Genomic DNA, 25,504 nt, shown 5'->3' with positions numbered 1-25,504 from the left:
CGGCTCAGCCCTCGTAGGCGATCTCCGGACGCCAGTCGGACTCGTCCTGGTCGATCGCGGCCCGCAGCGCCTTCGCGACGTTGTCGGGCGCGAACGGACCCTCCTTGGCGAGCATCCCGCGCACGGTCACGGACACCGCACGGATCCCGTCGCCCGCGAGCGCGGCGTCGATGCTGCGCACGAGGTTCTGGAGGCCGGCCTTCTGCACGCCGAGCGATGCCGCCCCGAACCACGGCTTGTCCGCCGCCATGCTGCCCGTGGCACTCAGCCGGCCACCCGGTCCCATGAACGGTCGCGCCGCCTGGAGGAAGGTCAGCAGCGCCCCGACCCCGAGCCGGACGTCCTCGAGCAGCTCGTCGGGCGACAACGACAGCGGGTCCTTCTCCCGGTACGCCGAGGGGTTGAAGTGCAGGACGTCGACGTGCCCGAGCTTCTCCGCCATCCGGGTCACGGCCGCCCGGGTCGCGACGTCGTCGGTGAGGTCGGCCACGGCGGTCTCGGCGGACCCACCGGCCGCCTCGACCTGGTCCGCCAGCGTGGCCAGCACTCCCTGGTCCGCGCCCAGCAGGCCGACCGTCGCGCCCTCGGCGGCGTACAGGCGGGCGAGCGAGCCGCTCACCCCGGGTCCGGCTCCGGCGATCAGGACGTTACGGGTCATGACGCCAACCTAGTGGGGCCACGCCTGCTCAGCCGAGCGGGCCGACCCCCGAGGGGACGTCGGGGTCGACGGTGAAGCTGGGAGGCAGGCCGCGCTGCCGGCCCGGCTCGAGCACGCCAGCGCGCCGACCCAGCCGCATCGCGGCCACCTTCGCCGCCGGGAGCAGGCCGTCCTCGCGGGTCGAGCGCGGGACCCGGCCGAGCCGGTTGCGCAGGTAGTAGTTGGCCGTCCAGAGGTGCTCGCGGCGGACCGACGCGGCCGTCCAGTGCTCCGTTGACAGGGAGACGTTCATGCCGCCGACGTTCTCGACACGGTGCGGGCTGTTCTGGGGCCACCACGCGACCTGACCGGGCTCCAGGTCGAGGACGGCCGCATGCTCGTCGTACGCGAGCTCGAAGGGTAGCTCCTCCTCGGTCTCCCCGGCGACCAGTCGCTCGAGGTTCTGGTCGCTCACGAACCGCTGGGCACGCGGGTACACAAATGCCCGCTTGCGCCCCCGCAGGTGCCACAGCAGGTTCGGCTGGTTGTCGGCGTGGTAGTAGACCATCGCCGCCGGCGAGGACAGCAGCAGCGTGGCCGAGGTGCGGACGGGGGCGAACCCGGGCACCAGCTCGCGGATCCCCGCATAGAGCTCGTCGACGAGGCGCGCGATCTCGGCATCGTGGCGGTGGACGCCGACCAGGTTGAGCCACAGGTGGCCGCGGGCGACCACCTCGAGCAGCTCCTTGCCGGGCAGGTCGGTCTCGGCGCCCGGCCGCCAGTCGTCCGGCCGGGCCGGGTCGTCGCCCATCGTGTAGGGGTGGACGATCGACCTCGGCAGCCGGTCGAGCAGGTCGGCCAGGGCGTCATCGGTGAACAGCGGCTGCTCGTGCAGCCGGTGGCGCGCTAGGTGCGGGCGGGCGCCGAACGCAGCGATGTCGTCGAAGCCCCACGGGAGGAGGGAGGAGTCGGTCACGTCGTACTGGTGCGTCCGGTACAACGAAAAGATCCTCGCTCCGTCAGATTCCTGCGATCCCGTCCAGCTTCTTCACCGTGTCCTCGAACTCCGCCACGAGGTCGGCCATGACCTCGGCGACGGGGCGCACCTCGTTCATCCGGCCGACGATCTGGCCGACGGGCATCGAGATGACGTCCGGGTCGCCGGAGGCGTTGATCCGGTTGTGCGCGTCGGCCACGAGCAGGTTCTGCAGGGGCATCGGCAACGGAGCCGGAGCGCCCTCCTCGGCCCAGGCCTCGGTCCACTTCGTCTTGAGCAGGCGAGCCGGCTTGCCGGTGTAGATGCGCGTGCGCACCGTGTCGGACGAGGTGGCGCGCAGGAAGGCCGTCTCCCAACCCTGGTTGGAGGCCAGGTTGCGGTACTCCTCGGTGCCGAGCCAGATGGAGCCGGTCCACACGCCCTGCGAGCCGAGCGCGAGCGACGCCGCGATCTGGCGGCCCGAGCCGATGCCGCCGGCACCGAGCACCGGGACGTCCGGGCCCACCGCGTCGACGATGTCGGGCGTGAGCACCATGCTGGCGATCTCGCCGGTGTGGCCGCCGGCCTCGTAGCCCTGGGCGATGATGATGTCGACGCCGTTGGCGACATGGCTCTGCGCGTGCTTGGGCGCCCCGGCGAGCGCGGCGACCTTGAGGCCCGCGGCCTGGCACTCGGCGATCACGTCGTTGGGCGGCGTGCCGAGGGCGTTCGCGATGAGCACCGGGCGGTGCTGCAGGGCGACGTCGACGTGCGAGCGGGCCATCGAGTGCAGCCAGCCGAGCACGCCCTCGCGGCCCTCGCCCTCCGGGAGCGGCGGCACGCCGAGCTTGAGCAGCGTCTCGTCGACGAACTTCTTGTGCTCCTCGGGGATGTACGACGACAGGTCGGCCGAGGTCCCCTCGGTGGGCACCTTCATCGGCATCACGACGTCGACGCCGTAGGGCTTGCCGTCGGTGTTCTCGTCCATCCAGGTGAGCACCCGGTCGAGCTCGTCGGGGTCGTTGAAACGGACGCAGCCGAGGACGCCGAGGCCACCGGCGCGCGACACGGCCGCCGCGACGTGCTCGGACGGGGTGAAGGCGAAGATCGGGTACTCGATGCCGAAGGCATCACAGAGGGGGGTGCGCATCAGGCGTTCGCTCCTGCGGTGGTGTCGGACTCGGTGCCGGACTGGCGGGCGGCGAGGGCCATCTCCTTCGCCTTGGGGTACTGCGCCTTGCCGGTCGCGTTGCGCGGGATCTCGGGCACGATCGTCAGCGCGCGCGGCAGCTTGTAGCCCGAGAGGTGGGCGCGCAGGAAGGTGCGCAGCTCCTCGAGCTCGACGGTGTGGCCGGGACGCTCCTCGACGACGGCGGCCACGGTCTGGCCGTACTTCTCGTCGGGGAGGCCGACCACCAGGACGTCGTACACGCCGGGGTGGGCCTTGATCGCCTGCTCGACCTCCTCGGGGTAGACCTTCTCCCCGCCGGTGTTGATGCAGTTCGAGCCACGGCCGAGCAGGGTGATCCGGTTGCCCTCCTCGATCCGGGCGTTGTCGCCGGGGATCGAGTAGCGGACGCCGTCGATCTCGATGAAGGTCTTCGCCGACTTCTCGGGGTCCTTGTAGTAGCCGACCGGGACGTTGCCGGAGCGGGCCGTGCGGCCGATCCTCCCGACGTCCTTCACCGGGTCGAGGATCTGGTTGTCGTCGCCGAGGATGACCGTCGTGGGCGGGATCGAGACGACCGGCCCGTCGGTGGACAGGGCGCTCGCGTCCTGCAGGCCGGTGCCCTGGAAGCCGGTCTCCGAGGAGCCCACGGAGTCGGTGAAGACCGCATTCGGGAAGTGCTTCATCCAGCGCTCCTTCACCGACTTCGAGAAGATCGCGGCGCTGGAGGCGATGGCGAACAGGGTCTGGCCGTCGAAGCCGCCGGCCTCGTAGGCGTCGATGAGCGGGACGGCCATGGCGTCACCGGTCATGAAGAGCATCTGCACGCCGTGCTCGTCGACGAGCTCCCAGGTGCGCACCGGGTCGAACTTCGGCTCGAGGATGGTGACCTGGCCGGCGAACAGGTGCATGAGCAGCGACGCCTGCGCACCGCCGTGCATGAGCGGGCTGAGCGGCAGGGTGACGAGGCTGTCCTGGAGCGCCTTCTTCGACTGGTCGTACTCCTCGAGCGGCTCGGCCGTCATGAAGTCGATGCCACCGCCCAGCACGCGCCAGAAGTCCTCGTGGCGCCACATGACGCCCTTCGGGAAGCCGGTGGTGCCGCCGGTGTAGATGATGTGGATGTCGTCGGGGCTGCGCTCGCCGAAGTCGCGGGCGTCCGACTGGCCGGCCACGGCCTCCTCGAGGGTGACCCCGCCGAAGGGCGCGAGGTCGCTGGCGTCGTCGGGCTCGAGCGGGTTCGGCACCGCGATGATCGCCTTCATCGGCGCGACCTTGGGCGTCACCTCGGCGACCAGCGGGGCGTAGACCCGGTCGTGGACCAGGCCGACCAGGTCGGCGTTGTCGAAGAGGTACTCGAGCTCGCCCGCGACGTAGCGGTAGTTGACGTTGATCGCCACCGCCCGCACCTTGAGGATCGCGATGAGGGCGATGACGTGCTCGATGCTGTTCTTGGCGTAGAGGCCGACGTGGTCACCGGTGCCGATGCCCTGGGCCTGCAGGTAGTGGGCGAGCTTGTTGGACTCCGCCTCCAGCTCGGCGAAGGAGATGACGCGGTCCCCCACCTGCACGGCAGGCTTCTCCGGGACGGCGTCGACGGCGTGTTCGAAGAGATCGGCGATGTTCAGGGCCACGACGCGAGACTAGAACACGTTTCACTTTTTCGCTAGCGTGGTTCACATGTCCGCGACCGACGCCCCCGTGCGCACCACCCCCGACTGCCTCGTCGAGCAGGACGGGCACAAGCTGATCGTCACCATGAACCGCCCCGAGCGACGCAACGCGCTGTCCAGCGAGATGCTGCGGATCATGGAGGACGCCTGGGACCGGGTGAACGAGGACCCGGAGATCCGGGTCTGCATCCTCACCGGTGCCGGTGGCTACTTCTGCGCGGGCATGGACCTCAAGAAGGCCGACGAGAAGCCGCCGTCGGAGAGCTTCGAGGACGGCAGCTACGACCCCACCGTGATCAAGGGCCTGCTCAAGGGCTTCCGGCTGACCAAGCCGCTCATCGCCGCGGTCGAGGGCCCCGCCATCGCCGGCGGCACCGAGATCCTGCAGGGCACCGACATCCGGGTGGCGGGCGAGTCGGCGAGGTTCGGCGTGGCCGAGGCCCGCTGGTCGCTGTACCCGATGGGCGGCTCCGCCGTCCGGCTCCCCCGCCAGGTCCCCTACACCGTCGCGGCCGAGCTGCTCCTCACCGGTCGCACCCTCGGCGCCCCCGAGGCGAAGGAGCTCGGCCTGATCGGCCACGTGGTCCCCGACGGCGAGGCGCTCGCGAAGGCGCACGAGCTCGCCGACATGATCGCCGCCAACGGCCCGCTCGCGGTCCAGGCGATCCTCAAGACGATGCGCGACTCCGAGGGCAAGCACGAGGAGGACTGCTGGGCCGACGACGCCAGGATCGGCGCCGCCGTGTTCTCGTCCGAGGACGCCAAGGAGGGCCCGCGGGCGTTCCTCGAGAAGCGGAAGCCGGAGTTCAAGGGCCGCTAGCGTGGGTCCCGTGGTTCGGGCGGGCCCGGCAGCGGGAAGGAGGGCGGCATGGACGTCGTCCTCCCCCTGATCCTGTTCGGGTTCCTCGGCGCGGTGACCCTCGGCGTCCTCGTGCTGGTGCCGGTGCTGCTCGTGCAGGCGCACCGGCGGGCCGTGGAGCGACGCGCGGGGCTGGCGGCGTACGCGCAGGCACGGGAGTGGGAGTACCGGCCCCAGGACCCGGCCCTCGTGGGCCGCTTCCACGGCGCCCCCTTCGGTCGGGGCCACGGCCAGCGGGCCGTCAACGTCATCCTCGGCCGGTACGACGGCCGGGCGTTCACGGCGTTCGACTACCACTACGTGACCGGCAGCGGTGACGAGCGACGCTCCCACGACTGCTCGGTGATCGCCCTCAACCTCGGTGTCACCGCGCCGGACCTCGCGGTCGGTCCCACCACCACGCTGCGGCGCTGGGTGGACGCGCTCACGGGCCGTGACATCGCCATCGGCGACCCGCCCTTCGACGACTTCTTCACCGTGCACTCGCCGTCACCGGAGTTCGCGCGCGACGTCCTGCTCTCCGACGTCCGTGACGTCATGCGCCACCACCCGACCCTGGCGTGGCGGATCGCGGGCGACTCCCTGCTGGTGATCCGGCCGGGCGGGCACACCCCCGCCGACGTCGACGCCACCTTGCAGGCGATGGGCGCGTTGCTGGACCGGGTCCCGGAGCACGTGTGGCACCGGCTGGACCCGCGACGCGAGCAGGAAAGGTAAAGACTTCGCCATTCCGTGGCGCGCGGCCCCCGACAGGAAGATAGTGATCATCGCCACTTCCTGCTCTGCTCCCAAACCCCCCCATTGGCAGGTGAACTCGTGCGCGCTCGGATGCTTTGTGCTGCCCTCTCCGCGACGGCGATGCTGACGGTTCTCGTCAGCCCGACGTCCGCCTTCGCCGAGCCCGGAGACCCGGGCTCCTCCTCGACCGTGCGGTGCGCGAGCCCACCCGGGACCGACGGCGCGACCGCGGAGAACCGCGACCGCTTCGTCGACCTCTGGTCCGCCCGCTTCCGCGACAACGCGTGGCGCAAGGACTTCGTCGCGCTCAAGGCCGTGCCGGCGGACATCCTCGCCGAGGGCTTCCACTCGCTGCCGGAGCCGACGCAGCTGTGGCTCAGCGCCTGCCTCCTCGAGGACATCCTCGCGTCGTCGCACGAGTCGCCGACCGCACAGGAACGGGAGACCTACCTCGCGGGGGTCGCGCTGGTGATCTTCGGCAAGGAGGGCACGCGGGAGCTGCGCGAGGAGCTCAACGAGCCCGCGCCACCGGCGCCCGCCGACCTGCCCCCGGTGAAGCGTGACCTCACCGGCCAGGCACTGGACGAGGTCGCCGGCGACCTCGCCGAGGAGCCGAGCCTGACCTCCGCGAAGCAGCCGCGCGTGAGCGTCGCCGCCCCGACGACGCGGACGTCGAGCAACATCACGGCCGGCGCGCCGGGGGCCTTCCTCGACGAGCTGACCGCGCTGCCCGCCGTACCGCTGGTCCTGGACGCGCTCGACGCGCTCCTCCAGGAGGTCAGCAAGGTGCAGGGCACCCTGTTCACGTTGCCCGTGGTCAACCTCCTGTCGCCGCTCTTCTACAAGATCTGCGCCGAGTCGTCGACCATGGAGCTGTCCTGCAGCGTGTCCGTGCCGATCGGCGTCCCGGTCCCGGCGGACGTGACCGGCGACAAGCTGCCCGACGTGCTCGCGCAGCTGAACCCGATGACCAACCTCGTCGACGTCGGCGCCCGGTTCTGGGTGCAGCGGCTCAACACCACCGGCGGTCCCCTGCCGGCCCACGTGTTCGCCGTCTACGACACGCCCGTCGTGAAGAAGCGCGTCGCCGTCGGCATCGACGGGCGCGGCTCGACCCTGGGCTGGAACAGCACCGCGAAGCTGACCCTGAAGAACATCGTCAAGGCGATCACGGGCGACATCGAGGTCGCCGCCAACGTCAGCACCAACCACCCCGGCGCCACCCAGGCGATCACCTTCGGCGTGAAGTCGCTCGTCGCCGGCGCGCCGGGCGTCCCGGCCACCGAGCAGGACCCGCTCACGGGATCCGTCCAGATGAGCCCGTTCCCGACCACACTCGACGTCGGCGCCCGGATGACCCACGGCAGCACCCGGAGCCAGGACACGATCACCGTGTCCACGCCGACCCCGACGAAGGTCGACGCCGTGATCGACCAGGCCGTCGACTCAGGCACCACGGACAGCAACCGCCGGTTCACCGCGACGGTCGACAAGCTCCCGACCGACGTCCGCATCGACCTGGTCCGCCAGGGCACCCGCCAGGACGTCACCTACAAGGCCAGCGACGAGATCGGCTTCGTCCAGGCGACGGACACCACCACGCCCGACACCAGCAAGCCGGCCGAGGTGGACCACGCCGTCTACCAGGTCCACGGCGTGCCGAAGGAGGTCGGCGTCGCCCTCGACGGCAACCGGATCGTGTACGACGCCAGCGACACCATCGACAAGGTCTACGCCGGCGTCGAGCGGATGGACGGCGACACCGTCACCGCCGAGGTCGTCGACATCCCCGACCACGCCGAGGTCCTGTTCGACGGCAAGAACGCGATCCTCGACTGGGACGCCTCGGCGGCGATCACCAGCGCCTCCGCCGCCGCCCACCTGACGGCGAAGACCCTCGACATGGACCGCGACTTCGACGCGGGCCTGACGATCACGTCGATCCCGGCGAAGTGGAACGCCAGCTGGGCGAACGGCAACGTCCTGTTCGAGGCGCCGGAGGGCGGCATCGGGTCGATCACGGCGCATGTCACCAACCACGAGGACTACCAGACCCTCGCCGGCGACCACCTCAGCGGTTACTACGACGAGGCCTCCGGCGACCTGGACGCGAGCCTGCGGATCAGCAACCTGCGCCGCGCGGCGTTCACGAAGCTGGCCGACACCGGCAACGGCGGCGGCTTCGAGGCGGGCCTCGACATGGGCGACAAGGGCGCGTTCTCCTTCGCCGGCGAGGTCCACACGGCCCAGGGCGACCTCCAGGCCACCGGTGGGTTCACCAAGCTCCCGTCCGAGATCACCCTGCGCAGCGAGGGTGGCCACATCACCTACACGGGCAGCACGAACCCCGACCTGACGCTGTCGGTGGCGGCCGGCAAGAAGGCGGCCCTCGCGGCGACGCCGGTGCCCAACCAGGTGCACGGCGTGGCGGTCCGCGACGGCGCGAGCGGCGCCGACAAGGCGGTGCGGGCGAAGGTCTACCTGACCGGCCTGCCGACCGGGCTCGACCTCGACTCGACGACCGGCATCTACACCGTCACGGGCTACCACCCGACGATCGACAAGCTCGTCGTCGACGCGGTGCTGACGGCGCTCACCCCCAAGCCGCTCAGCCTGCAGCTGCAGCAGGGCGTGCCGACGGCGGAGCCGGTCGACTTCACCTTCGGGCCGATGACGACCCGAACCGAGCCGGACGGCAGCCGGACCATCGGCATCGACTACGTCACGAGCCAGCCGCTCGGCGCGCTCCTCGCGAACGCGCGCTACGACAACACCGACGAGGCACAGCTGTCGATCAGCGCGATCCCGGAGACGATCGGCGTCGACGCCTCGTTCGGCGCCGACACCAAGACCGTCAACGTCGCGATGAGCCGCGGGATCGACGACATCACGGCGTCGTACAAGCACGTCGGCGACGCCGACTTCGCGGCGTCGGTGCACCTGCACGACGTGCCGAAGACGGTCGACCTGACCATCGGCAAGAAGACCACCGCGGGCGGCGGCACCACCGTCGACGCCCCGGTGTTCACGATGGAGGCCGAGAAGCCCGGCCTCGACATCGACGCGTTCGCGTCGGCCCGCATCACGGACCCGGTGGACGCGTCGGCCGCGGTGACGCTGACGGTGACCGACCTCGGCCAGCTGGTCACCGCCGACCTCGTCGGAGCTCGCCTGCACATCACGTCGAGCCCGGCGACCGCCGAGTTCGCCCTCGAGGCGGCCGGGCGGGTGCAGAAGGACATCTCGCTCGACTGGGGCAGCGGTGAGGACGGCAAGACCGGGTTCTTCCAGAACCGGGGCAGCCTGGCGGTCGACCTGAAGATCAACCGGGTCACCCTGGGCCTCACGGCCTTCTCGGACGTGAACCTCCGGCTGGGCTTCACGACCGGCCTCGACGGTAGCTTCGGCAGCTTCACGTTCGGCCAGGACAGCGACCTGACGGTCGAGCTCGAGGACGAGTTCTCGGTCTTCATCGACTGGCCCGACCCGCTCGGGTCGGACACCTTGTCGATCGTGAAGATCCCGCACCTGCGGATCCCGTTCGGCAACGTGGTCCCGCAGTGGCACATCAACGAGAACGTGCAGGCGCGCGCCTTCCACCTCCCGATCATCCACTTCGGGATCGCGGACTGCGGGGTCTCCTTCGACGTGCGGCCGGCTCCGGGCTACACGACCCCGGGCAACACGTTCACGCTGCCCCAGCCGACCGGCGACGGCACGAACACGCCCGCCTGGCTGATCACGCCCGACATCAACCTGCTCGGGTTCTCGCTGCCGAGCTTCGGGCTGGACATCATCGCCTACTTCCTCTCGCCGTACGGCAACAACATCCACCCATACCCGGAGTGCCAGTGGCTCGTGTAGAACCCGCCACCGCCACGCGCCGACCCGCGGCTCTCCTGCTGGGCCTGCTGGTCGCGCTGGCGGTGGCCTCCGGGTGCAGTGACGACACCGACCCGCCAGAGGCCGACCCGTCGGCCCCGCTGAGCGACGTCACCGTCGACTGCGACCGCTACGAGGACACGGCACAGCGGATCACCGACGCGCAGACCGCCCTGTACGACGGCAAGGACTCCCCCGAGGACGCCACGGCCGTCGACGACCTGGTCGGCGAGCTCGAGGCGCTCGAGGACGACGCGCCCGACGACGTCGACGCCGCGCTCAACGGACTCGCCGACGGCTTCCGGTCCGCGCAGGAGCTCCTCGCGGATCCGGAGGCGGCGGACCCCGGCGAGCTGTCGGCGCTGTCGGCCGCGCTGGCCGAGGACAGCCAGGCGGTGACGGCCTGGATCCTCAGCCAGTGCGAAGGCTGAGATGGCCTGAGAGCCAGTCGGGGAAGTCCTCGAGGCTGTCGAGCACGGCGTGCGTGCCGGCCGCCCGCAGCTCCCCCGCCGTGCATCCGCCGGTCAGCACGGACACGCCGGTGACGCCGGCGGCCAGGGCGCCCTCCACGTCGTGCACGTGGTCGCCGACGTAGACCGAGGCGGCCTCGCGGCGCAGCACGTCGGCCTTGCCGACGCCCCAGACCCACCCCTCGAGCACGTCGACGTCGAGCCCGGTGTGGTCGATGTGGAGCTGGGCGTTGGGCGCGTACTTGCCGGTGACCACGACCACCCGGCCTCCGAGCCGTCGTACGGCGGCGATGGCCTCGTGCGCGCCGGGGAGGACCGGCACGGTGGTGATCGCGTGGTCGGGGTAGAGCGCGCGGAAGCGCTCGCCGGCGGCCGGGATGCGCTCCGGCGGCAGGTACGGCGCGAGCAGCATGTCGAGCGGGGGCCCCAGCCGACGGGTCATCTCCTCGACCGGGAACTCCACCTCGAGCTCGGCGCCGAGGGCCCGGAGCACCTGTTGGAAGCCCGGAGCGGTGTCGATGAGGGTCAGGTCGAGGTCGAACCCGACGACGAGGTCCGGCATGCCGCAACGGTACCGGCGCGCCGGCGGCGGACCTCAGCCGACGGAGCGCTCGCCCGTCCAGAAGCGCGCGCGCAGCGCCTTCTTGTCGGGCTTGCCCAACGCGGTCAGGGGCAGCGCGTCGACCGCGATGACGTCCTTCGGGGACTGCACCGAGCCCTTGCGCTCCTTCACGGCCGCCTGGATCTCGGCGACGACCTCCTCGGTGAGCTCGTGCCCCTCGCGCAGGACCACGACCGCGGTGACCGCCTCGCCGAACTTCTCGTGCGGCGTACCGATCACGCCGACCTGGGCGATCGCCGGGTGCTCGGCGATGACGTCCTCCACCTCGCGGGGGAAGACGTTGAAGCCGCCCGTGACGATCATGTCCTTGGTGCGGTCGACGATGTACCAGAAGCCGTCCTCGTCCTCGCGCGCCACGTCGCCGGTGTGCATCCAGCCGTCGCGGAAGGTCTCGGCCGTGGCCTCGGGAAGCTGCCAGTAGCCCGCCGACAGCAGCGGGCCGGCCACGCAGATCTCCCCCGGCTCGCCCTGCGGCACCGGGTTGCCCGCCTCGTCCAGCAGCGCGGTCCGGAGGTACGCCGAGGGCCGGCCGCAGGAGGTGAGCCGGGACTCGACCGGGCGACCGTCGGCGTCGACGTGGTCGCCCTTCGGGAAATAGCTGATCACCATCGGCGCCTCGGACTGGCCGTAGTACTGCGCGAAGATCGGCCCGAACCGCTCGATCGCCTCCTTGAGCCGGACCGGGTTGATCGCGGACGCGCCGTAGTAGACGGTCTCCAGCGACGACAGGTCACGGGTGCGGGAGTCAGGGTGGTCCATCAGCGCGTAGAGCATCGTCGGCACGAGCATCAGCGAGTTGATCCGCTTCTCCTCGATCGTCTGCAGCACCTCGGCCGGGTCGAAGCGCGAGGAGACGAACAGGGTGCCGCCCTTGAGCACGACCGGCACGAAGAAGGCCGCGCCGGCGTGCGACAGGGGCGTGCACATGAGGAAGCGCGGCTCGGCCGGCCACTCCCACTCCGACATCTGGACCTGCGACATCGTCGAGAAGGCGCGGGCGGTGCCGATCACGCCCTTCGGCTTGCCGGTCGTGCCGCCGGTGTAGGTGATCGAGGTGATGTGGTCGGGCTCCAGCACGGCCGCCGTCAGGGTCCGCGGCTCGAAGGTGGCCGCGACCGCGGTCAGGTCCGTGCCCACCTCGGCGAGCTCCTCGGGGACCGGGCCGATGGTGAGGACCTGCTTGAGGCCGGGGCACTTGCCCAGCAGCTCGACCGCACGGGCGGCGAAGTAGGGGTCGATGACGAGCGTGGTGATGCCCGCGTCGTTGATCACGTAGGCGTGGTCGTCGGCCGAGCCGAGCGGGTGCAGCGAGGTCCGCTGGAAGCCCTGCGTCTGGCCGGCGCCGAGGATGAAGAGGACCTCGGGCCGGTTGAGCGCGAGCAGCGCCCCCGGCGTACCACGCCCGGCGCCGAGGGACTCGAACGCCTGGATGTACTGGGAGATCCGGTCCGCCGTCTCCTTGCCCGTGAGGGTCACGTCGCCCAGGTGGACGATCGGGCGGTTCGCATGCCGCTTGAGGGCGGCGACCATGAGGTGGCCGTTGTGGGCAGGGGTGCGCAGCGTGTCGGTCACGAGCGCAACATTAGAACGTGTTCTATTTCAGGGCAAGCAACCCGCAGCTTCAGCCCGCAGCCTTCTCGACCGGCGCGACGAGCGGCCGCACCCCACCGAGCCGGCGCTGGAACCGGACCTGCTCGGCGTGCGCGTCCAGCACGTCCCACAGGGCGCGGTGGGCGGCCCACGGCAGCGGGTCGCCGCCCGAGGCCCAGCGCTCGCCGAAGCTGATCCAGACCGGCGTCCACCCGGCAGCGCAGTCCCAGGCGCCCCGCTGCGCCTCGACCAGGCGGCGCCGCACCTGGAAGGCGGTGCGCGGACCGTCGACACAGATCGGCGCGGTCCGGACCGGCCAGACCCACAGGTCCAGCTCCATCAGCTCGATCTCGAGGTCGCGCAGCAGCGCAGGATCGACCAGCACCGTGGCGACGTTCTCGTGCGGCTCCCGCCTCATGCCCGGAACGCTAGTCGGCACCGCCGACAGCGGCCAGCGTTCCGGACAACCGGCTCAGCGGGGATCCAAGCTCAGGCGAGGACCTCGGCCACCTGACGCACCTCGGCGGCGCTGCGGCACGAGAGCAGCAGCGTGGTCACGCCGGTCTCCTCCCACTGCGCGACCCGCTCCCTCACCTCGGAGGCGGTGCCGATGATGTGCATGTCGTCGACGAGCTCGTCGGGGATGAGCGCGGTCGCCTTGTCCTTCTCCCCCGACAGGTAGAGCTCCTGCACCTGGGCCGCGAGCTCGCCGTAGCCCATGCGCGTGAAGACCTGGTTGTGGAAGTTCTGCTCCTTGGCCCCCATGCCGCCCATGTAGAGCGACACGAACGGCTTCATGGCATCGACGACCATCTGCTTCTGCTCGGCGTTCTCCACCACCTGCAGGTGGCAGGTCGCGGAGATCTCGAAGTCGGCGCGGGTACGACGGGCGCCGGGTCGCGCGAAGCCCTCGTCGAGCCACGGCTGGTACATCCCGGCACTCCTGGGCGTGTAGAAGATCGGGATCCAGCCGTCGGCGATCTCCGCGGTCTGGGCGACATTCTTCGGCCCCTCGGCCCCGAGCCAGATCGGCAGGTCGGCGCGCAGCGGGTGCACGATCGGCTTCAGCGGCTTGCCCAGCCCGACCGAGCCGGGACCGCGGTAGGGCAGCGGGTGGTGCGGTCCGTCGTTGGTGACCGGCGCCTCGCGGGCCAGCACCTTGCGGATGATCGAGACGACCTCGCGGGTGCGCGCGAGCGGCTTCTCGAAGGGCTGGCCGTACCAGCCCTCGACGACCTGCGGGCCGCTGACGCCCATCCCGAGGATGACCCGGCCGCCGGTGAGGTGGTCGAGGGTCAGCGCGTGCATGGCGATCGAGGTCGGCGTACGGCCGGACATCTGGACGATCGAGGTGCCGAGCCGGACCCGCGAGGTCTCCCGGCCCCACCAGGCGAGCGGCGTGAAGGCGTCGCTGCCCCAGGCCTCCGCGGTGAAGATCGCGTCGAAGCCGGCGTCCTCCGCCGCGGCGACGAGCTCACCGACGCCCTGCGGGGGCTGTGCGCCCCAGTAGCCCAGCTGCAAGCCAAGTTTCATGCTCCGCATCATGGCGGATCGACCGGATTCATTTCTAGAACATGTTTCACTTTCGAGCAGAACATGTTTCACTTTGGCCCATGAGCCGTACCTTGCAGGCGCCGGTGACGGTCGCCTTCGACTACACGCGTTCCACCGGCCCCGTCGTCGGTCGCTTCCTCTCCGGGCTCCGCGACGGCGTCGTCGTCGGCGGCCGCACCTCGACCGGCCAGGTCGTCGTACCGCCGCTCGAGTTCGACCCCGTGACCCACGAGCCGACGACCGAGTTCGTGGAGGTCTCCTCCGTCGGCACGGTCACCTCGTGGACCTGGGTGCCGGAGCCCGTGAAGGACCAGCCGTTCGACCGGCCGTTCGCGTTCGCCCTGGTCACCCTCGACGGCGCCGACGTGCCGCTCCTGCACGCGCTGGACGTGTCCTCGCCCGCGGAGGTCACCACCGGCATGCGGGTGCGCGTGCGCTGGGCCGCCGAGCGGGTCGGCCACATCAACGACATCGCGTGCTTCGAGCCCCTCGCCCCCGGCGAGGCCGACGCCCCCGTCCCCCCGGTCGCCTCCGATGAGCCGGTCACCGGCGTCGTCACCAAGGTGTCGCTCGACTACAACTACGCCGCCTCGCCCGAGGAGTCGCTGTTCTACCGCGGGCTCAACGAGGGCCGGATCATGGGCCAGCGCTGCCCCACCTGCCAGAAGGTGTACGTCCCGCCGCGGAGCGCCTGCCCCTCCGACGGCACGCCGACCGTGGAGGAGGTCGAGCTGTCGCAGACCGGCACCATCACGACCTTCTGCATCGTCAACGTGCCCTTCCTCGGCCAGAAGATCACCCCGCCGTACGTCTCGGCGTACGTCCTCCTCGACGGCGCCGACATCGCGGTTCTCCACCTCATCCTCGGCGTGCCCGCCGAGGAGGTCCGGATGGGCATGCGGGTCAAGGCGGTCTGGAAGCCGAAGGACGAGTGGGCGTACTCCCTGGAGAACATCGACCACTTCGCGCCGACCGGCGACCCGGACGCCGACTTCGACACCTACAAGCACCACCTCTAGAGAGGGACAACGACAGATGCGTGACGTCGCCGTCGTCGGGTTCGCCCAGCGACAGATGCCCCAGTTCGACGGGTCGCCGACCTGCGTCGAGCTCCTGGTGCCGGTCTTCAAGGAGCTCTACGAGCAGACCGGCTGGACCCGCAAGGACGTCGGGTTCTGGTGCTCCGGCTCCTCCGACTACCTGGCCGGACGCTCGTTCTCGTTCGTCCAGGCCGTCGACGCGATCGGCGTCATCCCGCCGGTCAACGAGTCGCACGTCGAGATGGACCTCGCCTGGGCCATGTACGAGGCGTGGATCAAGATCCAGACCGGCGAGGTCGACACCGCCCTCGTCTACGCCTTCGGCAAGAGCTCGGCGGGCGTCCTGCGGCGTACCCTCGCGCTCCAGCTCGAGCCCTACACGATGACGCCCCTGTGGCCCGACACCGTGTCCCTCGCCGGCCTCCAGGCCCGGGCGGGCATCGACGCGGGTGCCTGGGACGAGCGGGCGATGGCCGAGGTGGCGAACCGCTCGCTCACCGACGCGGAGAAGAACGAGCACGCCATCCGCAAGGGCGGCTCGTCGGTCGAGGAGCTGCTCACCCGCCCGATGTACGCCGACCCGCTGCGCAAGCACGACTGCGCCCCGGTGACCGACGGCGTGGCGGCCCTGGTGCTGGCCGCCGGCGACCGGGCCCGCGACGTCCGCGAGCGGCCCGCCTGGCTCACCGGGATCGCCCACAACGTCGACCCGATGGGCATGGGCGTGCGCGACCTGACCCGGTCCCCCTCCGCCCAGCGGGCCGGCGCCGCACTCGACCTCGGCGGCGTCGAGGTGGCCGAGCTGCACGCGCCGTTCAGCCACCAGGAGCTCATCCTGCGCAAGGAGCTCGGCCTCGGCGACGACGTCGTCATCAACCCGTCCGGCGGCGCGCTGGCGAGCAACCCGATGTTCTCGGGCGGCGGCATCCGCGTCGGCGAGGCCGCGCAGCGGATCTGGTCCGGCGAGGCCGACAAGGCCCTCGCCCACGCCACCAGCGGCCCCGCCCTGCAGCAGAACCTCGTCTGCACCCTGGCAGCCAGCACCGAAGGAGCACGGAACTGATGGGCAAGCAGCCTGCAGCGATCATCGGCGTCGGCCAGACGCACCACCGCGCGAAGCGCGAGGACGTCTCCATGGCGGGCCTGTGCCGCGAGGCGATCGACCGCGCGCTCCTCGACGCCAACCTGACGCTCGACGACATCGACGCGATCGTCGTCGGCAAGGCGCCCGACCTGTTCGAGGGCGTGATGATGCCCGAGCTGTTCCTCGCCGAGGCGCTCGGCGCCGCTGGCAAGCCCCTGCTGCGCGTCCACACCGCGGGCTCGGTCGGCGGCTCGACCGCCATCGTCGCGTCGTCGCTGGTGCAGGCGGGGGTCCACAAGCGGGTGCTGACCGTCGCCTACGAGAAGCAGTCGGAGTCCAACGCCATGTGGGCGCTGTCGGTCCCGCTGCCGTTCAACATGCCCGTCCACGCGGGTGCCGGCGGCTACTTCGCGCCGCACGTGCGCTCCTACATCCGCCGCTCGCAGGCGCCCACCCACGTGGGTGCGATCGTCGCGGCCAAGGACCGCAACAACGCGCTCAAGAACCCCTACGCGCACCTGCACAACGAGGGCACGACGGTCGAGTCGGTGCTGGCCTCGCAGATGCTCTGGGACCCGATCCGGTACGACGAGACCTGCCCGTCGAGCGACGGCGCCTGCGCACTGGTCATCGTCGACGAGGACACGGCGAAGTCCTCGCCGAACCCCGCGTGGATCCACGGCACCGTGATGCGGTCGGAGGCCACCACGGCCGCCGAGCGCGACCAGGTCAACCCGCAGGCGGGCCGCGACGCGGCGGCCGCGCTGTGGAAGCAGGCCGGCATCACCTCGCCCATCGACGAGATCGACGCCGCGGAGATCTACGTCCCGTTCTCGTGGTTCGAGCCGATGTGGCTGGAGAACCTCGGCTTCGCCGCCGAGGGTGAGGGCTGGAAGCTCACCGAGGCCGGCGAGACGGCCATGACCGGCCGGATCCCGGTCAACTGCTCGGGCGGCGTGCTGTCCTCCAACCCGATCGGCGCCTCCGGCATGCTCCGCTTCGGCGAGGCGGCCCTGCAGGTGCGCGGTGCGGCCGGCGAGCACCAGGTCGAGGGCGCCCGCAAGGCCCTCGGCCACGCCTACGGCGGTGGGTCGCAGTTCTTCGCGATGTGGGTCGTCGGCTCGGAGAAGCCCACCAACTGAGCACCAGCCGGGAGGTCCCTCCTCCGCGGCGTTCACTGCCGTTTCGACAGCGGGCGCCGCGGAGAGGCTTCTGGGCGTGAACGACCCCACCTCGTCGTACCCGCCGCCGCCCGGACCGATCCCTCCCGGGCCGTTCCAGCCGACCCCGGCGAGGCCGCCGTCCAACGGGCTCGCGGTCGCCGCCCTCGTGATCGGCATCGTCGCCCTGACCATCGCGCTGATCCCGATCCTCAACCTGGTCGGCGTCGTCGGCACGCTGGTCGGCATCCCACTCGGCATCGCGGGTGTGCGGAAGGGCCGCCGCGTCGGGCGGGGCACTGCGATGGCCGGCGCGGGCATCGCGCTGTCCGGCGTCGCGCTCGTCCTCTCGGCGGTGATCTCCTTCCTGTTCTGGCGCTACCTCGGCGACCTGCTCGACTTCGTGGAGCCGCCCGACCCGAGCGCCGAGATCGGTGAGGAGTTCGAGACCGATGGCGGCGACCTCGTCGTCACGGTCACCTCGCTGGAGTGCGGCACGGAGCCCGACGAGTGCACCTTCACGTTCGACGCCACCAACAACGGACACCGCTCGATCTCCCTGGACGACATCACCGTCAAGTCGGTCGTCGACGGCCAGTGGGACAGCGCGGACGTGAGCGATCCGGGGACGTCGAGCTACGGCGTCGACCTCGCGCCCGGGGAGTCGAAGTCGCTCACCGGCTCGGTCCGCGTCTACTCCGGTGAGCACCTCGACGGCATCGTCTTCGACGCCAACGACGCCTCCAGCCACAGCGCCGTCGTGGTCGATGCCGGTGACGCCTCGCCGGGTCAGTAGGCTCGCCCTGTGATCGAGCTGCGCACCCCGACCCAGATCGAGCAGATGCGTCCCGCCGGACGCTTCGTCGCCTCCGTGATCAAGGCCCTCGCCGAGAAGGCCGCCGTCGGGGTCAACCTGCTCGAGCTCGACGAGCTGGCGCACCAGATGATCAAGGACGCCGGCGCCGAGTCCTGCTACATCGACTACCACCCGTCGTTCGGTGCGAGCCCGTTCGGAAAGGTGCTGTGCACCTCGGTCAACGACGCGGTGCTGCACGGCCTGCCCTTCGACTACGTCCTCCAGGACGGCGACCTGCTCTCGGTCGACTTCGCCGCCTCCGTCGACGGCTGGGTCTCCGACTCCGCGCTCTCGGTCATCGTCGGCACGCCGCGCGAGGAGGACGTCCGCCTCATCGAGGTCACCGAGCGGGCCCTCGCCGCAGGCATCGCGGCCGCGCGGCCGGGCAACAAGCTCGGCGACATCTCCTTCGCGATCGGCAGCGTCGCCCACGAGGCCGGCCTCAAGGTCAACCTCCAGTTCGGCGGCCACGGCGTCGGCCGCACGATGCACGGCGAGCCGCACGTCGCCAACGACGGTCGCGCCGGCCGCGGACTCAAGCTGCGTCCCGGCCTGGTCATCGCCATCGAGCCGTGGTTCCTCCACACCACCGACGAGATCGTCTTCGACCCCGACGGCTGGACCATCCGCAGCGCCGACGGCTCGCGTGGCGCCCACGCCGAGCACACCGTCGCGATCACCGACGGCGACCCGATCATCCTCACCGCGCGCGACTGACGTCCCGGACCGACGCGCCGTGGCACTCTTCAGGCGCCGTCGGCGGGACGACGGCGACCGGACCCCCGCCCGGCCGGCCGACCCCGACGAGGCGCTCACCTTCCTCGGCGCCGAGGACGCCCAACGGGTCCGGGCACTCGTGCGCGATGCCTTCGCCCGCCGCGGCATCGAGGTCACGGTGTACGTCGACCACGTCGTCGACGACTCGGGGCGCCAGTTCGGCCTGTGGAACGTCGCGGCCGCCTGCCACCAGGACGATCGCGGCCGCTCCGCCTGGGCGGACGTCGTCGACCAGCACGTCGGCCGGGTGCTGGCCAGCATGGACGCGCCCGACCCGTTCGACGGGCTCACCCCCGAGCAGGCGCGGCAGCGCACCTACGCACGCCTCTACGAGCGCGACGGGATCCCGGACCTGACCGGCTTCCCGCACCAGGAGTTCGCCCCCGGCCTGGTCGAGATGATCGCCCTCGACCTGCCCGACGCGGTCGTCGTCTACAACGAGGAGCGCGCCGAGGCGTTCGGCGGCGCGGACCTCCTGCGCACGTGGGGGCGGGAGACCCTGCGCCGCGAGCCGGTCGAGCGCCACGAGCGGATCGACCTCCCCGACGGCGGCTGGTTCGACGTACTGCTCGGGTCCTCCGTCCACACCGCGAGTCGCGCGCTGCTCATGCCCTCGCTCGCGGCCGAGGTCGCCGGTGAGGAGGCCGGGCGCCACGGGTGGCTGCTCAGCGTGCCCAACCGCCAGCAGGTCGTGTGGCACCTGGTCCGCGACATCTCGGTGCTGCCCAGCCTGCAGGCGATGGCCGGCTTCGCGTCCGCCGGCTTCAGCGACTCCCCCGGCCCGCTCAGCCCCCACGTCTACTGGTGGGACGGCACGGCCTACCAGCAGCTGACGCGGATCGACGACGACGGCGCACTTGCGATCGTGGTCGAGGCGGACTTCCAGGCCGTCCTCGAGGAGCTCGCCCGCGACGCCTGAGCGCCGCGGCTGCGCATCGACGCCCCGGGTACCTCCCCGCCATGGTGCGCACCGTGGGGGTCGAGGAGGAGCTGCTGCTGGTCGACCCGCAGACCCGGACCGCCGCGCCACGCTCCCAACAGGTCCTGAAGTACGCCGCCGAGCACGGCATCGCGGCCCACGACCAGCTCGACCACGAGCTGTTCCGGCACCAGCTCGAGACGCGGACCCGGCCGGCGGTCGACCTGGCGGACCTGCGCCGCGACGTGATCGCCGGACGGCGCGCCGCCGCGTCCGCCGCGGCCGGCGTGGGGCTGCTGACCGCCGCCACCGGCGCCGTACCCCTGCCGGGCGGCCCGCCGAGGACGACGAGGGACGACCGCTATCTCGCCATGGTCGAGACCTACGGCGAGGTCGCGCGGCCGGGAGGGACGTGCGGCATGCACGTGCACGTCCACGTCGCCTCCGACGAGGAGGGCGTGACGGTGATCGACGGGATCACGCCCTGGCTCCCGGTCCTGCTGGCGATCAGTGCCAACTCGCCCTTCCACCACGGCCGCGACACCCGCTACGCCTCGTGGCGCTCGCACTCGTGGTCGCAGTGGCCCAGCGCGGGGCCCGTCGAGCGGTTCGGCTCGGTGGCTGCCTACCGCGACGTGAGCCGCAGGATCATCGCCTCGGGTGCCGCGCTCGACGAGGGCATGCTCTACTACGACGCCCGGCTCGCGCGCTCGCACCCGACGGTGGAGGTCCGGATCACCGACGTGTGCACCGATCCCGACGACGCGGTGCTCGTCGCCGCCCTGGTCCGCGCGCTGGTCTCCCATGCCGCGGAGCGCCCTGTCGAGGGCATCGCCTGGCGGGCGGAGCTGCTGCGCGCGGCCCGATGGCGCGCCGCGCGCTACGGCCTGGCCGAGCGCCTGCTCGACCCCGTGACCGGTGAGCTGCGGCCGGCACGGGAGGTGCTGGAGCACCTGCTCGCGACGGTGACCGAGCCGTTGGAGGACGCCGGCGACGCGGAGCTGGTCCAGGACGCGGTGGCCCGGGTGCTGTCGGAGGGGGGATCCGTCCGGCAGCGGGCGGCGTACGAGCGCAACGGCGGCAGCGTGGCCGCCGTCGTCGACGACCTCGTCGGGCGCACCAACGCCGCGTTCAGTGCGTGACGCCCCAGATGAAGCCGAAGACGCCGGCACCCACGCCGAGCACGATGATCGTCCACAGGGAGATCCACGCGAGCGTGTGCATCCCGTGCTGGTAGTGGTTCTCGGAGAACCCCTGGAACTGCTCCACGTTGACGTCGCTCATCGCGTCCTCCTGTCGGCCTGCGTCCACGACGGAACGCTACTGCAACTTCGGCCGGTTGGGTGTGAGGTCCGGCGTCGGGTTCAGCGGTCGGCGCGCTTCGCCACGACGGAGAAGTCGGCGGCCAGGTCGACGTCCCACTCGACACCCTTGGCGTCGCGGACCTCGGCCTCGTAGGCCACCCCCGGGTCGTCGCTCGGGTCGACGTCGACCACCGTGCCGCTGCCGACCGCCGCGAGGGCCGCCGTCTCCGCGGACGCGCGCTCGGCAGCGCTGAGGACCCGGTCGTCGGCGTCGGGCCGCTCGCCCACGTCGTCCCGGTCGTCGGCCTCGTCCCGGTCGTCCCGGTCGTCCCGGTCGTCCCGGTCGTCCTTGTCGACGGTGACGACGCCGAGCTCGGAGTCCAGGGTCACGTCGACCTCGCTGCCGTCGGCGAGCCGGACCTCGACCTCGTAGGCCTCCCCCGGGTCGTCGGCCTTCTCGACCTCGACGGCCTCGCCGCCGCCGGCCGCCTCGGTCGCCGCGGTGGCGACCCGGTCGCGCTCGTCGCCCGACACGTCGTCGGCCGAGGCCGCCCAGACGGTGCCGCCGACAGCGAGGACGGCGACGGTGGCGAGGGCGGGCAGGACGACGCGCTTGCGGCGCAGGGTGCTGGTCTTCATGGGAGATCTTCCTCTCGGTCCTTCTCGGGCTGGCTTGCTGCTCCGAGCCTGCCGGGAGGTCGCTGAACCCTTCCTGAACCCTCCTGAAGGTGGCTTCAGGAAGCACCCGACGGCAGTCGTACGACGAAGCGCGCGCCCCCGAGCGCACCCGACTCGACCGCCACCGAGCCACCGTGGCCGGCGACCACGGCGCGCACGATCGCCAGTCCGAGACCGCTGCCACCGGCATCGCGGGCGCGGGCCTCGTCGAGCCGGACGAACCGCTCGAAGACCCGCTCACGGTCGGCGGTCGGCACGCCCGGTCCGTCGTCGTCCACGGCCAGCACGACCGTCTCCCCGTGCTGCGCGACCGACACCGCGATCCGCGCCGCCGCATGCCGCGCCGCGTTGTCGACCAGGTTGCGGACCACCCGGCCCAGCGCCAGGGGGTCGCCGAGCACGCGCCCGGGTCCCACGCCGGTGGTGTCGGTGGCCAGGCCCGACCGGGCGACGCGTCGTACCTCCGCGAGGACGAGGTCGTCGACGTCGACCTCCGTGCGCGGCGTGCGGACGGGTCCCTCGCCCGCACGGGTGAGCGCGAGCAGCTGGTCGACGAGCGACTGCATCCGCTCGGACTCCACCAGCACGGTCTCCGCGAGCTCGCCCTCCGGGAGCGCGTGGGGATGGGCGTGCGCGACCTCGGCCGCCTGGCGCAGACTGGCGAGGGGCGAGCGCAGCTCGTGCGAGGCGTCACCGACGAACTGCCCCTGCCGTTCGCTGGCGTCCTGCAGCCGGCCGAGCATCGCGTTCATGGTGCGGGCCAGCCGGCCGACCTCGTCGCGCGCGGCCGGTTCGGGGACCCGGCGGTCGAGGCTGCTGCCACTGATCCGCTCGACCTCGGTGCGGATCCGCTCGACCGGGCGCAACGCCCGGCCGACGACGAGCCAGGTCGTCGCACCGACGACGAGGACGAGCACCGGGAGTCCGAGCAGGAGCGGCAGGGCCAACGCGGCGGTGGTCTCGTCGACGTCCTCGAGGGACACCGCCACGGCGACCTCCCCGCCCTCGGCCGTGTCCTCGGTGACGACGAGGTAGGGGTGCTCGCCCCCGGACAAGCGGGCTCTCTCCCCGTCCTCGGTCGGGATGGCGCCGCCGTTCAACGACGCCGACGCGGCGAGGACCCGGCCCTCGGCATCGGTGACCTGCCACACGACGTCGTCGGGCTCGTCGTCGGCCTCCCCCGGCGCCGGCAGCCCGCCGTCGTCGACCTGGCCGGCGATCGCGGCCGCCTGCTGCTCGGCCGTGGACTCGGCCGCGCCGTGCAGCGACGAGCGGACGGTCAGTACGAGCGCGACGGCCGCGATGAGCAGCGCGACCCCGACGACCACCGTGGCCGCGAGCGTCGTCCGGGTGCGGACGGAGGAACGACGCACGTCAGCCCCCGTCGCTCGCGAGCCGGTAGCCGGCGCCGCGCAGGGTCTGGATCGCCTCGCGCCCGAACGGCCGGTCCACCTTGTTGCGCAGGTGCCGGACGTAGACCTCCACGATGTTGGGGTCGCCGTCGAAGTCGCCGTCCCAGACGGCGTCGAGGATCTGGCGCTTCGAGACGACGTCGCCCTTGTGACGGGCGAGGAAGGCCAGCACGGCGAACTCCCGCGCCGTCAGGCTGACCGCGACCTCCCCACGCCGCACCTCCCGCGCCGCGGGGTCGACGACGAGGTCGCCGATCTCCAGCGCCGTCGGCCGTTCCCGCGCGCCCCGCCGGGCCACCGCCCGCAGCCGCGCCACGAGCACCGGGAAGGAGAAGGGCTTGGTCAGGTAGTCGTCCGCGCCGGTGTCGAGTCCCTCCACCTGGTCCCACTCGCCGTCCTTGGCGGTGAGCATCAGGATCGGTGTCCAGTTCTCCTCGGCCCGCAGGGTCTCGCAGACCTTGTAACCGTTGATCCCGGGCAGCATCAGGTCGAGCACCATGGCGTCGTACGCGTTCTCGCGCGCCAGCCACAGGCCGTCGGTGCCGTCGTGCGCCACGTCGACCGCGAAGCCCTCGGCCTCGAGGCCGAGCTTGAGTGATCGCGCGAGCCGCCGCTCGTCGTCGACGACCAGGACACGCATGCGACCTCCGGGAAAGCAGTTCAGGGCGGCCCCATTCTCACGGAGCCACCCTGAACCTGCGCTGAAGAGCGCCGGAGTACGACGCTCAGGCGTATTTGACCTGCATCTCCTTGATCGCGTTGAGCCAGCCCGAGCGCAGGCGGCGCGGCTTGCCCACCAGCTCGATGTCGGGCGCGAGGTCGGCGATCGCGTTGAAGATCAGGTTGATCTGCAGCCGCGCCAGGTTGGCGCCGAGGCAGTAGTGCGCGCCGTGGCCGCCGAAGGCGACGTGCGGGTTGTGCTCGCGCAGGATGTTGAAGGAGAACGGGTCCTCGAAGACGGTCTCGTCGAAGTTGGCGGACGCGTAGAACATGGCCACGCGGTCGCCCTTCTTGATCGCCTGGCCGGCGAGCTCGGTGTCCTTCTTCGCGGTGCGCTGGAAGACGGTGACGGGGGTCGCCCAGCGGACGATCTCGTCGATGGCCGTCTCCGGGCGCTCCTTCTTCCACAGCTCCCACTGGTCGGGGTGCTCGAAGAAGGCGTGCATGCCGTGGCTGGTCGCGTTGCGCGTGGTCTCGTTGCCGGCGACGGTCAGCAGGATCACGAAGAACCCGAACTCGTCGTTGGTGAGCGCGCCGTGGTCGTCGTCGGCGCCCACGCTGATCAGCTTCGTGACGATGTCGTCCTGCGGGTTCGCGCGACGCTCGTTGGCGAGCTGGTCGAAGTAGACGAGGATCTCCATGGACGCGACCGCCGGGTCGGCGCCGATGTCGGGGTCGTCGTACCCCATCATCTGGTTGGACCACTCGAAGAGCTTCTTGCGGTCCTCCTGCGGGACGCCGAGGAAGTCGGCGATCGCCTGCAGCGGCAGCTCGGCGGCGATGTCCTCGACGAAGTCGCCGGAGCCCTTCGCCACGGCAGCGGCGACGATCTCGCGGGCGCGCTCCTCGAGGACGGTCCGGAGGGCGGCGATCACGCGCGGGGTGAAGCCGCGGGACACGATGCCGCGCATCTGGGTGTGGTCCGGCGGGTCGTGGTGGATCAGCATGGCCCGCTGGACCTCGACCTGGTCGCGGGTCATGTCGGGGGCGAAGCGGATGATGACGCCGTTCTCCATCGCGGACCAGTTCTCGTTGTCCTTCGAGACCTGGCGGACCTCGGCGTGCCGGGTCAGCGCCCAGTACCCGGTGTCGAGGAAGCCGGCGCGCGCCTCGGGGACCTGCTCGATCCACCGGATCGGCTCGTTGGTCCGCAGCGCGCGGAACTCGTCGTGCGGCAGGGCCACTTCGTTGATGTCGGGATCGGTGGGATCCCATCCCTCCGGAATGAGGAGCTCGGTCACGGCGAACCTTTCGCAGATGGGGGTGGTGGAACACGTTCTAGACCCACCGTACAAAGCATCGCGGGATTACGAAAGGGTTTCGTTCAACGTTTCTCGCGCGAGCGGGACAGAACGAGAACGTGTTCTAGTTCGGTGCTATCGTGG

At 71.3% G+C, this 25,504-nt stretch carries 24 protein-coding genes; 11 read left to right on the top strand and 13 right to left on the bottom strand.

All coding sequences use genetic code 11. The annotated features are described in order from the left end of the window. Positions 1–4 precede the first annotated feature (4 nt). Genes AC2YHB_RS06295 through AC2YHB_RS06280 form a run of 4 tightly spaced genes read right to left on the bottom strand, consistent with a single transcriptional unit; the run spans position 5 to position 4,415 of the window. Positions 5–658 carry an SDR family oxidoreductase gene (locus tag AC2YHB_RS06295; RefSeq protein WP_036545992.1) on the bottom strand — a complete coding sequence of 218 codons (654 nt, stop codon included), beginning with the start codon at positions 656–658 and terminating at the stop codon, positions 5–7. Between the two features lie 28 nt (positions 659–686). Then, positions 687–1,637 carry a hypothetical protein gene (locus tag AC2YHB_RS06290; RefSeq protein WP_487353672.1) on the bottom strand — a complete coding sequence of 317 codons (951 nt, stop codon included), beginning with the start codon at positions 1,635–1,637 and terminating at the stop codon, positions 687–689. A gap of 19 nt (positions 1,638–1,656) precedes the next feature. Next, the gene (locus tag AC2YHB_RS06285) at positions 1,657–2,763 is read right to left on the bottom strand and encodes an NAD(P)H-dependent flavin oxidoreductase (protein ID WP_036545995.1); all 1,107 of its coding nucleotides are present in this window, start codon (positions 2,761–2,763) and stop codon (positions 1,657–1,659) included. After that, a complete protein-coding gene (locus AC2YHB_RS06280; RefSeq protein ID WP_179651451.1) occupies positions 2,763–4,415 on the bottom strand; it encodes an acyl-CoA synthetase in 1,653 nt (550 codons plus the stop codon). The genes AC2YHB_RS06285 and AC2YHB_RS06280 overlap by 1 nt, the downstream gene beginning before the upstream one ends. A gap of 46 nt (positions 4,416–4,461) precedes the next feature. Between AC2YHB_RS06280 and AC2YHB_RS06275 the strand changes: the two genes are divergently transcribed. The 4 genes from AC2YHB_RS06275 (at position 4,462) to AC2YHB_RS06260 (ending at position 10,364) form a co-directional block, all read left to right on the top strand. Continuing rightward, positions 4,462–5,274: a crotonase/enoyl-CoA hydratase family protein gene (locus AC2YHB_RS06275; protein ID WP_179651453.1), complete on the top strand. Its 813-nt coding sequence runs from the start codon at positions 4,462–4,464 to the stop codon at positions 5,272–5,274. A 48-nt stretch (positions 5,275–5,322) separates the two neighbouring features. Beyond that, complete coding sequence (locus tag AC2YHB_RS06270; protein ID WP_179651455.1) at positions 5,323–6,030, top strand: type III secretion system chaperone family protein; 708 nt, start codon at positions 5,323–5,325, stop codon at positions 6,028–6,030. Between the two features lie 141 nt (positions 6,031–6,171). Next, positions 6,172–9,915 carry a hypothetical protein gene (locus AC2YHB_RS06265; RefSeq protein WP_179651457.1) on the top strand — a complete coding sequence of 1,248 codons (3,744 nt, stop codon included), beginning with the start codon at positions 6,172–6,174 and terminating at the stop codon, positions 9,913–9,915. Beyond that, a complete protein-coding gene (locus tag AC2YHB_RS06260; RefSeq protein WP_179651458.1) occupies positions 9,903–10,364 on the top strand; it encodes a hypothetical protein in 462 nt (153 codons plus the stop codon). The genes AC2YHB_RS06265 and AC2YHB_RS06260 overlap by 13 nt, the downstream gene beginning before the upstream one ends. Here the strand turns inward: AC2YHB_RS06260 and AC2YHB_RS06255 are convergent. From AC2YHB_RS06255 to AC2YHB_RS06240, 4 genes are all read right to left on the bottom strand, one after another. After that, entirely contained in the window at positions 10,345–10,965 is a 621-nt protein-coding gene (locus AC2YHB_RS06255) for an HAD family hydrolase (RefSeq protein WP_179651460.1), read from the bottom strand. The two genes, AC2YHB_RS06260 and AC2YHB_RS06255, sit on opposite strands and share 20 nt — an antisense overlap. Before the next feature lie 33 nt (positions 10,966–10,998). Continuing rightward, positions 10,999–12,597 (bottom strand): fatty-acid--CoA ligase FadD8, encoded by a 1,599-nt coding sequence (gene fadD8, locus AC2YHB_RS06250; RefSeq protein ID WP_179651462.1) that lies wholly within the window; start codon positions 12,595–12,597, stop codon positions 10,999–11,001. A 49-nt stretch (positions 12,598–12,646) separates the two neighbouring features. Further along, positions 12,647–13,033, bottom strand: coding sequence for a hypothetical protein (locus tag AC2YHB_RS06245; RefSeq protein WP_036546012.1), 387 nt, complete (start codon positions 13,031–13,033; stop codon positions 12,647–12,649). Positions 13,034–13,104: 71 nt separating this feature from the next. Beyond that, positions 13,105–14,148, bottom strand: a complete 1,044-nt coding sequence (locus AC2YHB_RS06240) for an LLM class F420-dependent oxidoreductase (protein ID WP_179651464.1) — start codon at positions 14,146–14,148, stop codon at positions 13,105–13,107. A gap of 80 nt (positions 14,149–14,228) precedes the next feature. On the opposite strand from AC2YHB_RS06240, the gene AC2YHB_RS06235 reads away from it, so the two are divergent. The 7 genes from AC2YHB_RS06235 to AC2YHB_RS06205 all read left to right on the top strand — a co-directional run bounded on the left by AC2YHB_RS06235 (position 14,229) and on the right by AC2YHB_RS06205 (position 21,147). Further along, the gene (locus tag AC2YHB_RS06235) at positions 14,229–15,188 is read left to right on the top strand and encodes a Zn-ribbon domain-containing OB-fold protein (protein WP_179651466.1); all 960 of its coding nucleotides are present in this window, start codon (positions 14,229–14,231) and stop codon (positions 15,186–15,188) included. 16 nt (positions 15,189–15,204) lie between these two features. After that, positions 15,205–16,272, top strand: coding sequence for a thiolase domain-containing protein (locus tag AC2YHB_RS06230; RefSeq protein WP_036546019.1), 1,068 nt, complete (start codon positions 15,205–15,207; stop codon positions 16,270–16,272). Next, on the top strand, positions 16,272–17,435 hold the full coding sequence (locus AC2YHB_RS06225; RefSeq protein ID WP_036546021.1) for a thiolase domain-containing protein: 1,164 nt from the start codon (positions 16,272–16,274) through the stop codon (positions 17,433–17,435). Before AC2YHB_RS06230 ends, AC2YHB_RS06225 begins: the two co-directional genes overlap by 1 nt. Positions 17,436–17,511: 76 nt before the next feature. Next, on the top strand, positions 17,512–18,249 hold the full coding sequence (locus AC2YHB_RS06220) for a DUF4190 domain-containing protein (protein ID WP_179651468.1): 738 nt from the start codon (positions 17,512–17,514) through the stop codon (positions 18,247–18,249). Between the two features lie 9 nt (positions 18,250–18,258). Continuing rightward, a complete protein-coding gene (gene map / locus AC2YHB_RS06215; protein ID WP_036546023.1) occupies positions 18,259–19,026 on the top strand; it encodes a type I methionyl aminopeptidase in 768 nt (255 codons plus the stop codon). Between the two features lie 19 nt (positions 19,027–19,045). Then, positions 19,046–20,005 carry a hypothetical protein gene (locus tag AC2YHB_RS06210; RefSeq protein ID WP_179651470.1) on the top strand — a complete coding sequence of 320 codons (960 nt, stop codon included), beginning with the start codon at positions 19,046–19,048 and terminating at the stop codon, positions 20,003–20,005. A gap of 41 nt (positions 20,006–20,046) precedes the next feature. Further along, a complete protein-coding gene (locus AC2YHB_RS06205) occupies positions 20,047–21,147 on the top strand; it encodes a carboxylate-amine ligase (RefSeq protein WP_179651471.1) in 1,101 nt (366 codons plus the stop codon). Here AC2YHB_RS06205 and AC2YHB_RS06200 read toward each other — a convergent pair. From AC2YHB_RS06200 to AC2YHB_RS06180, 5 genes are all read right to left on the bottom strand, one after another. Further along, positions 21,137–21,316 (bottom strand): hypothetical protein, encoded by a 180-nt coding sequence (locus tag AC2YHB_RS06200; protein ID WP_179651473.1) that lies wholly within the window; start codon positions 21,314–21,316, stop codon positions 21,137–21,139. The genes AC2YHB_RS06205 and AC2YHB_RS06200 overlap by 11 nt on opposite strands. Before the next feature lie 53 nt (positions 21,317–21,369). Further along, positions 21,370–21,948 (bottom strand): PepSY domain-containing protein, encoded by a 579-nt coding sequence (locus tag AC2YHB_RS06195; protein ID WP_179651475.1) that lies wholly within the window; start codon positions 21,946–21,948, stop codon positions 21,370–21,372. Positions 21,949–22,043: 95 nt separating this feature from the next. After that, entirely contained in the window at positions 22,044–23,360 is a 1,317-nt protein-coding gene (locus tag AC2YHB_RS06190) for a sensor histidine kinase (protein ID WP_179651477.1), read from the bottom strand. 1 nt (position 23,361) lies between these two features. Next, entirely contained in the window at positions 23,362–24,039 is a 678-nt protein-coding gene (locus AC2YHB_RS06185; RefSeq protein ID WP_179651479.1) for a response regulator transcription factor, read from the bottom strand. Between the two features lie 85 nt (positions 24,040–24,124). Next, positions 24,125–25,360 (bottom strand): cytochrome P450, encoded by a 1,236-nt coding sequence (locus AC2YHB_RS06180; RefSeq protein ID WP_036546041.1) that lies wholly within the window; start codon positions 25,358–25,360, stop codon positions 24,125–24,127. Between the last annotated feature and the right edge of the window lie 144 nt (positions 25,361–25,504).

This window comes from Nocardioides sp. SRI_004, from assembly GCF_057586415.1.
Note: the sequence above shows the minus strand (reverse complement) of the source record. Positions and strands in the feature narration are given on the sequence as shown.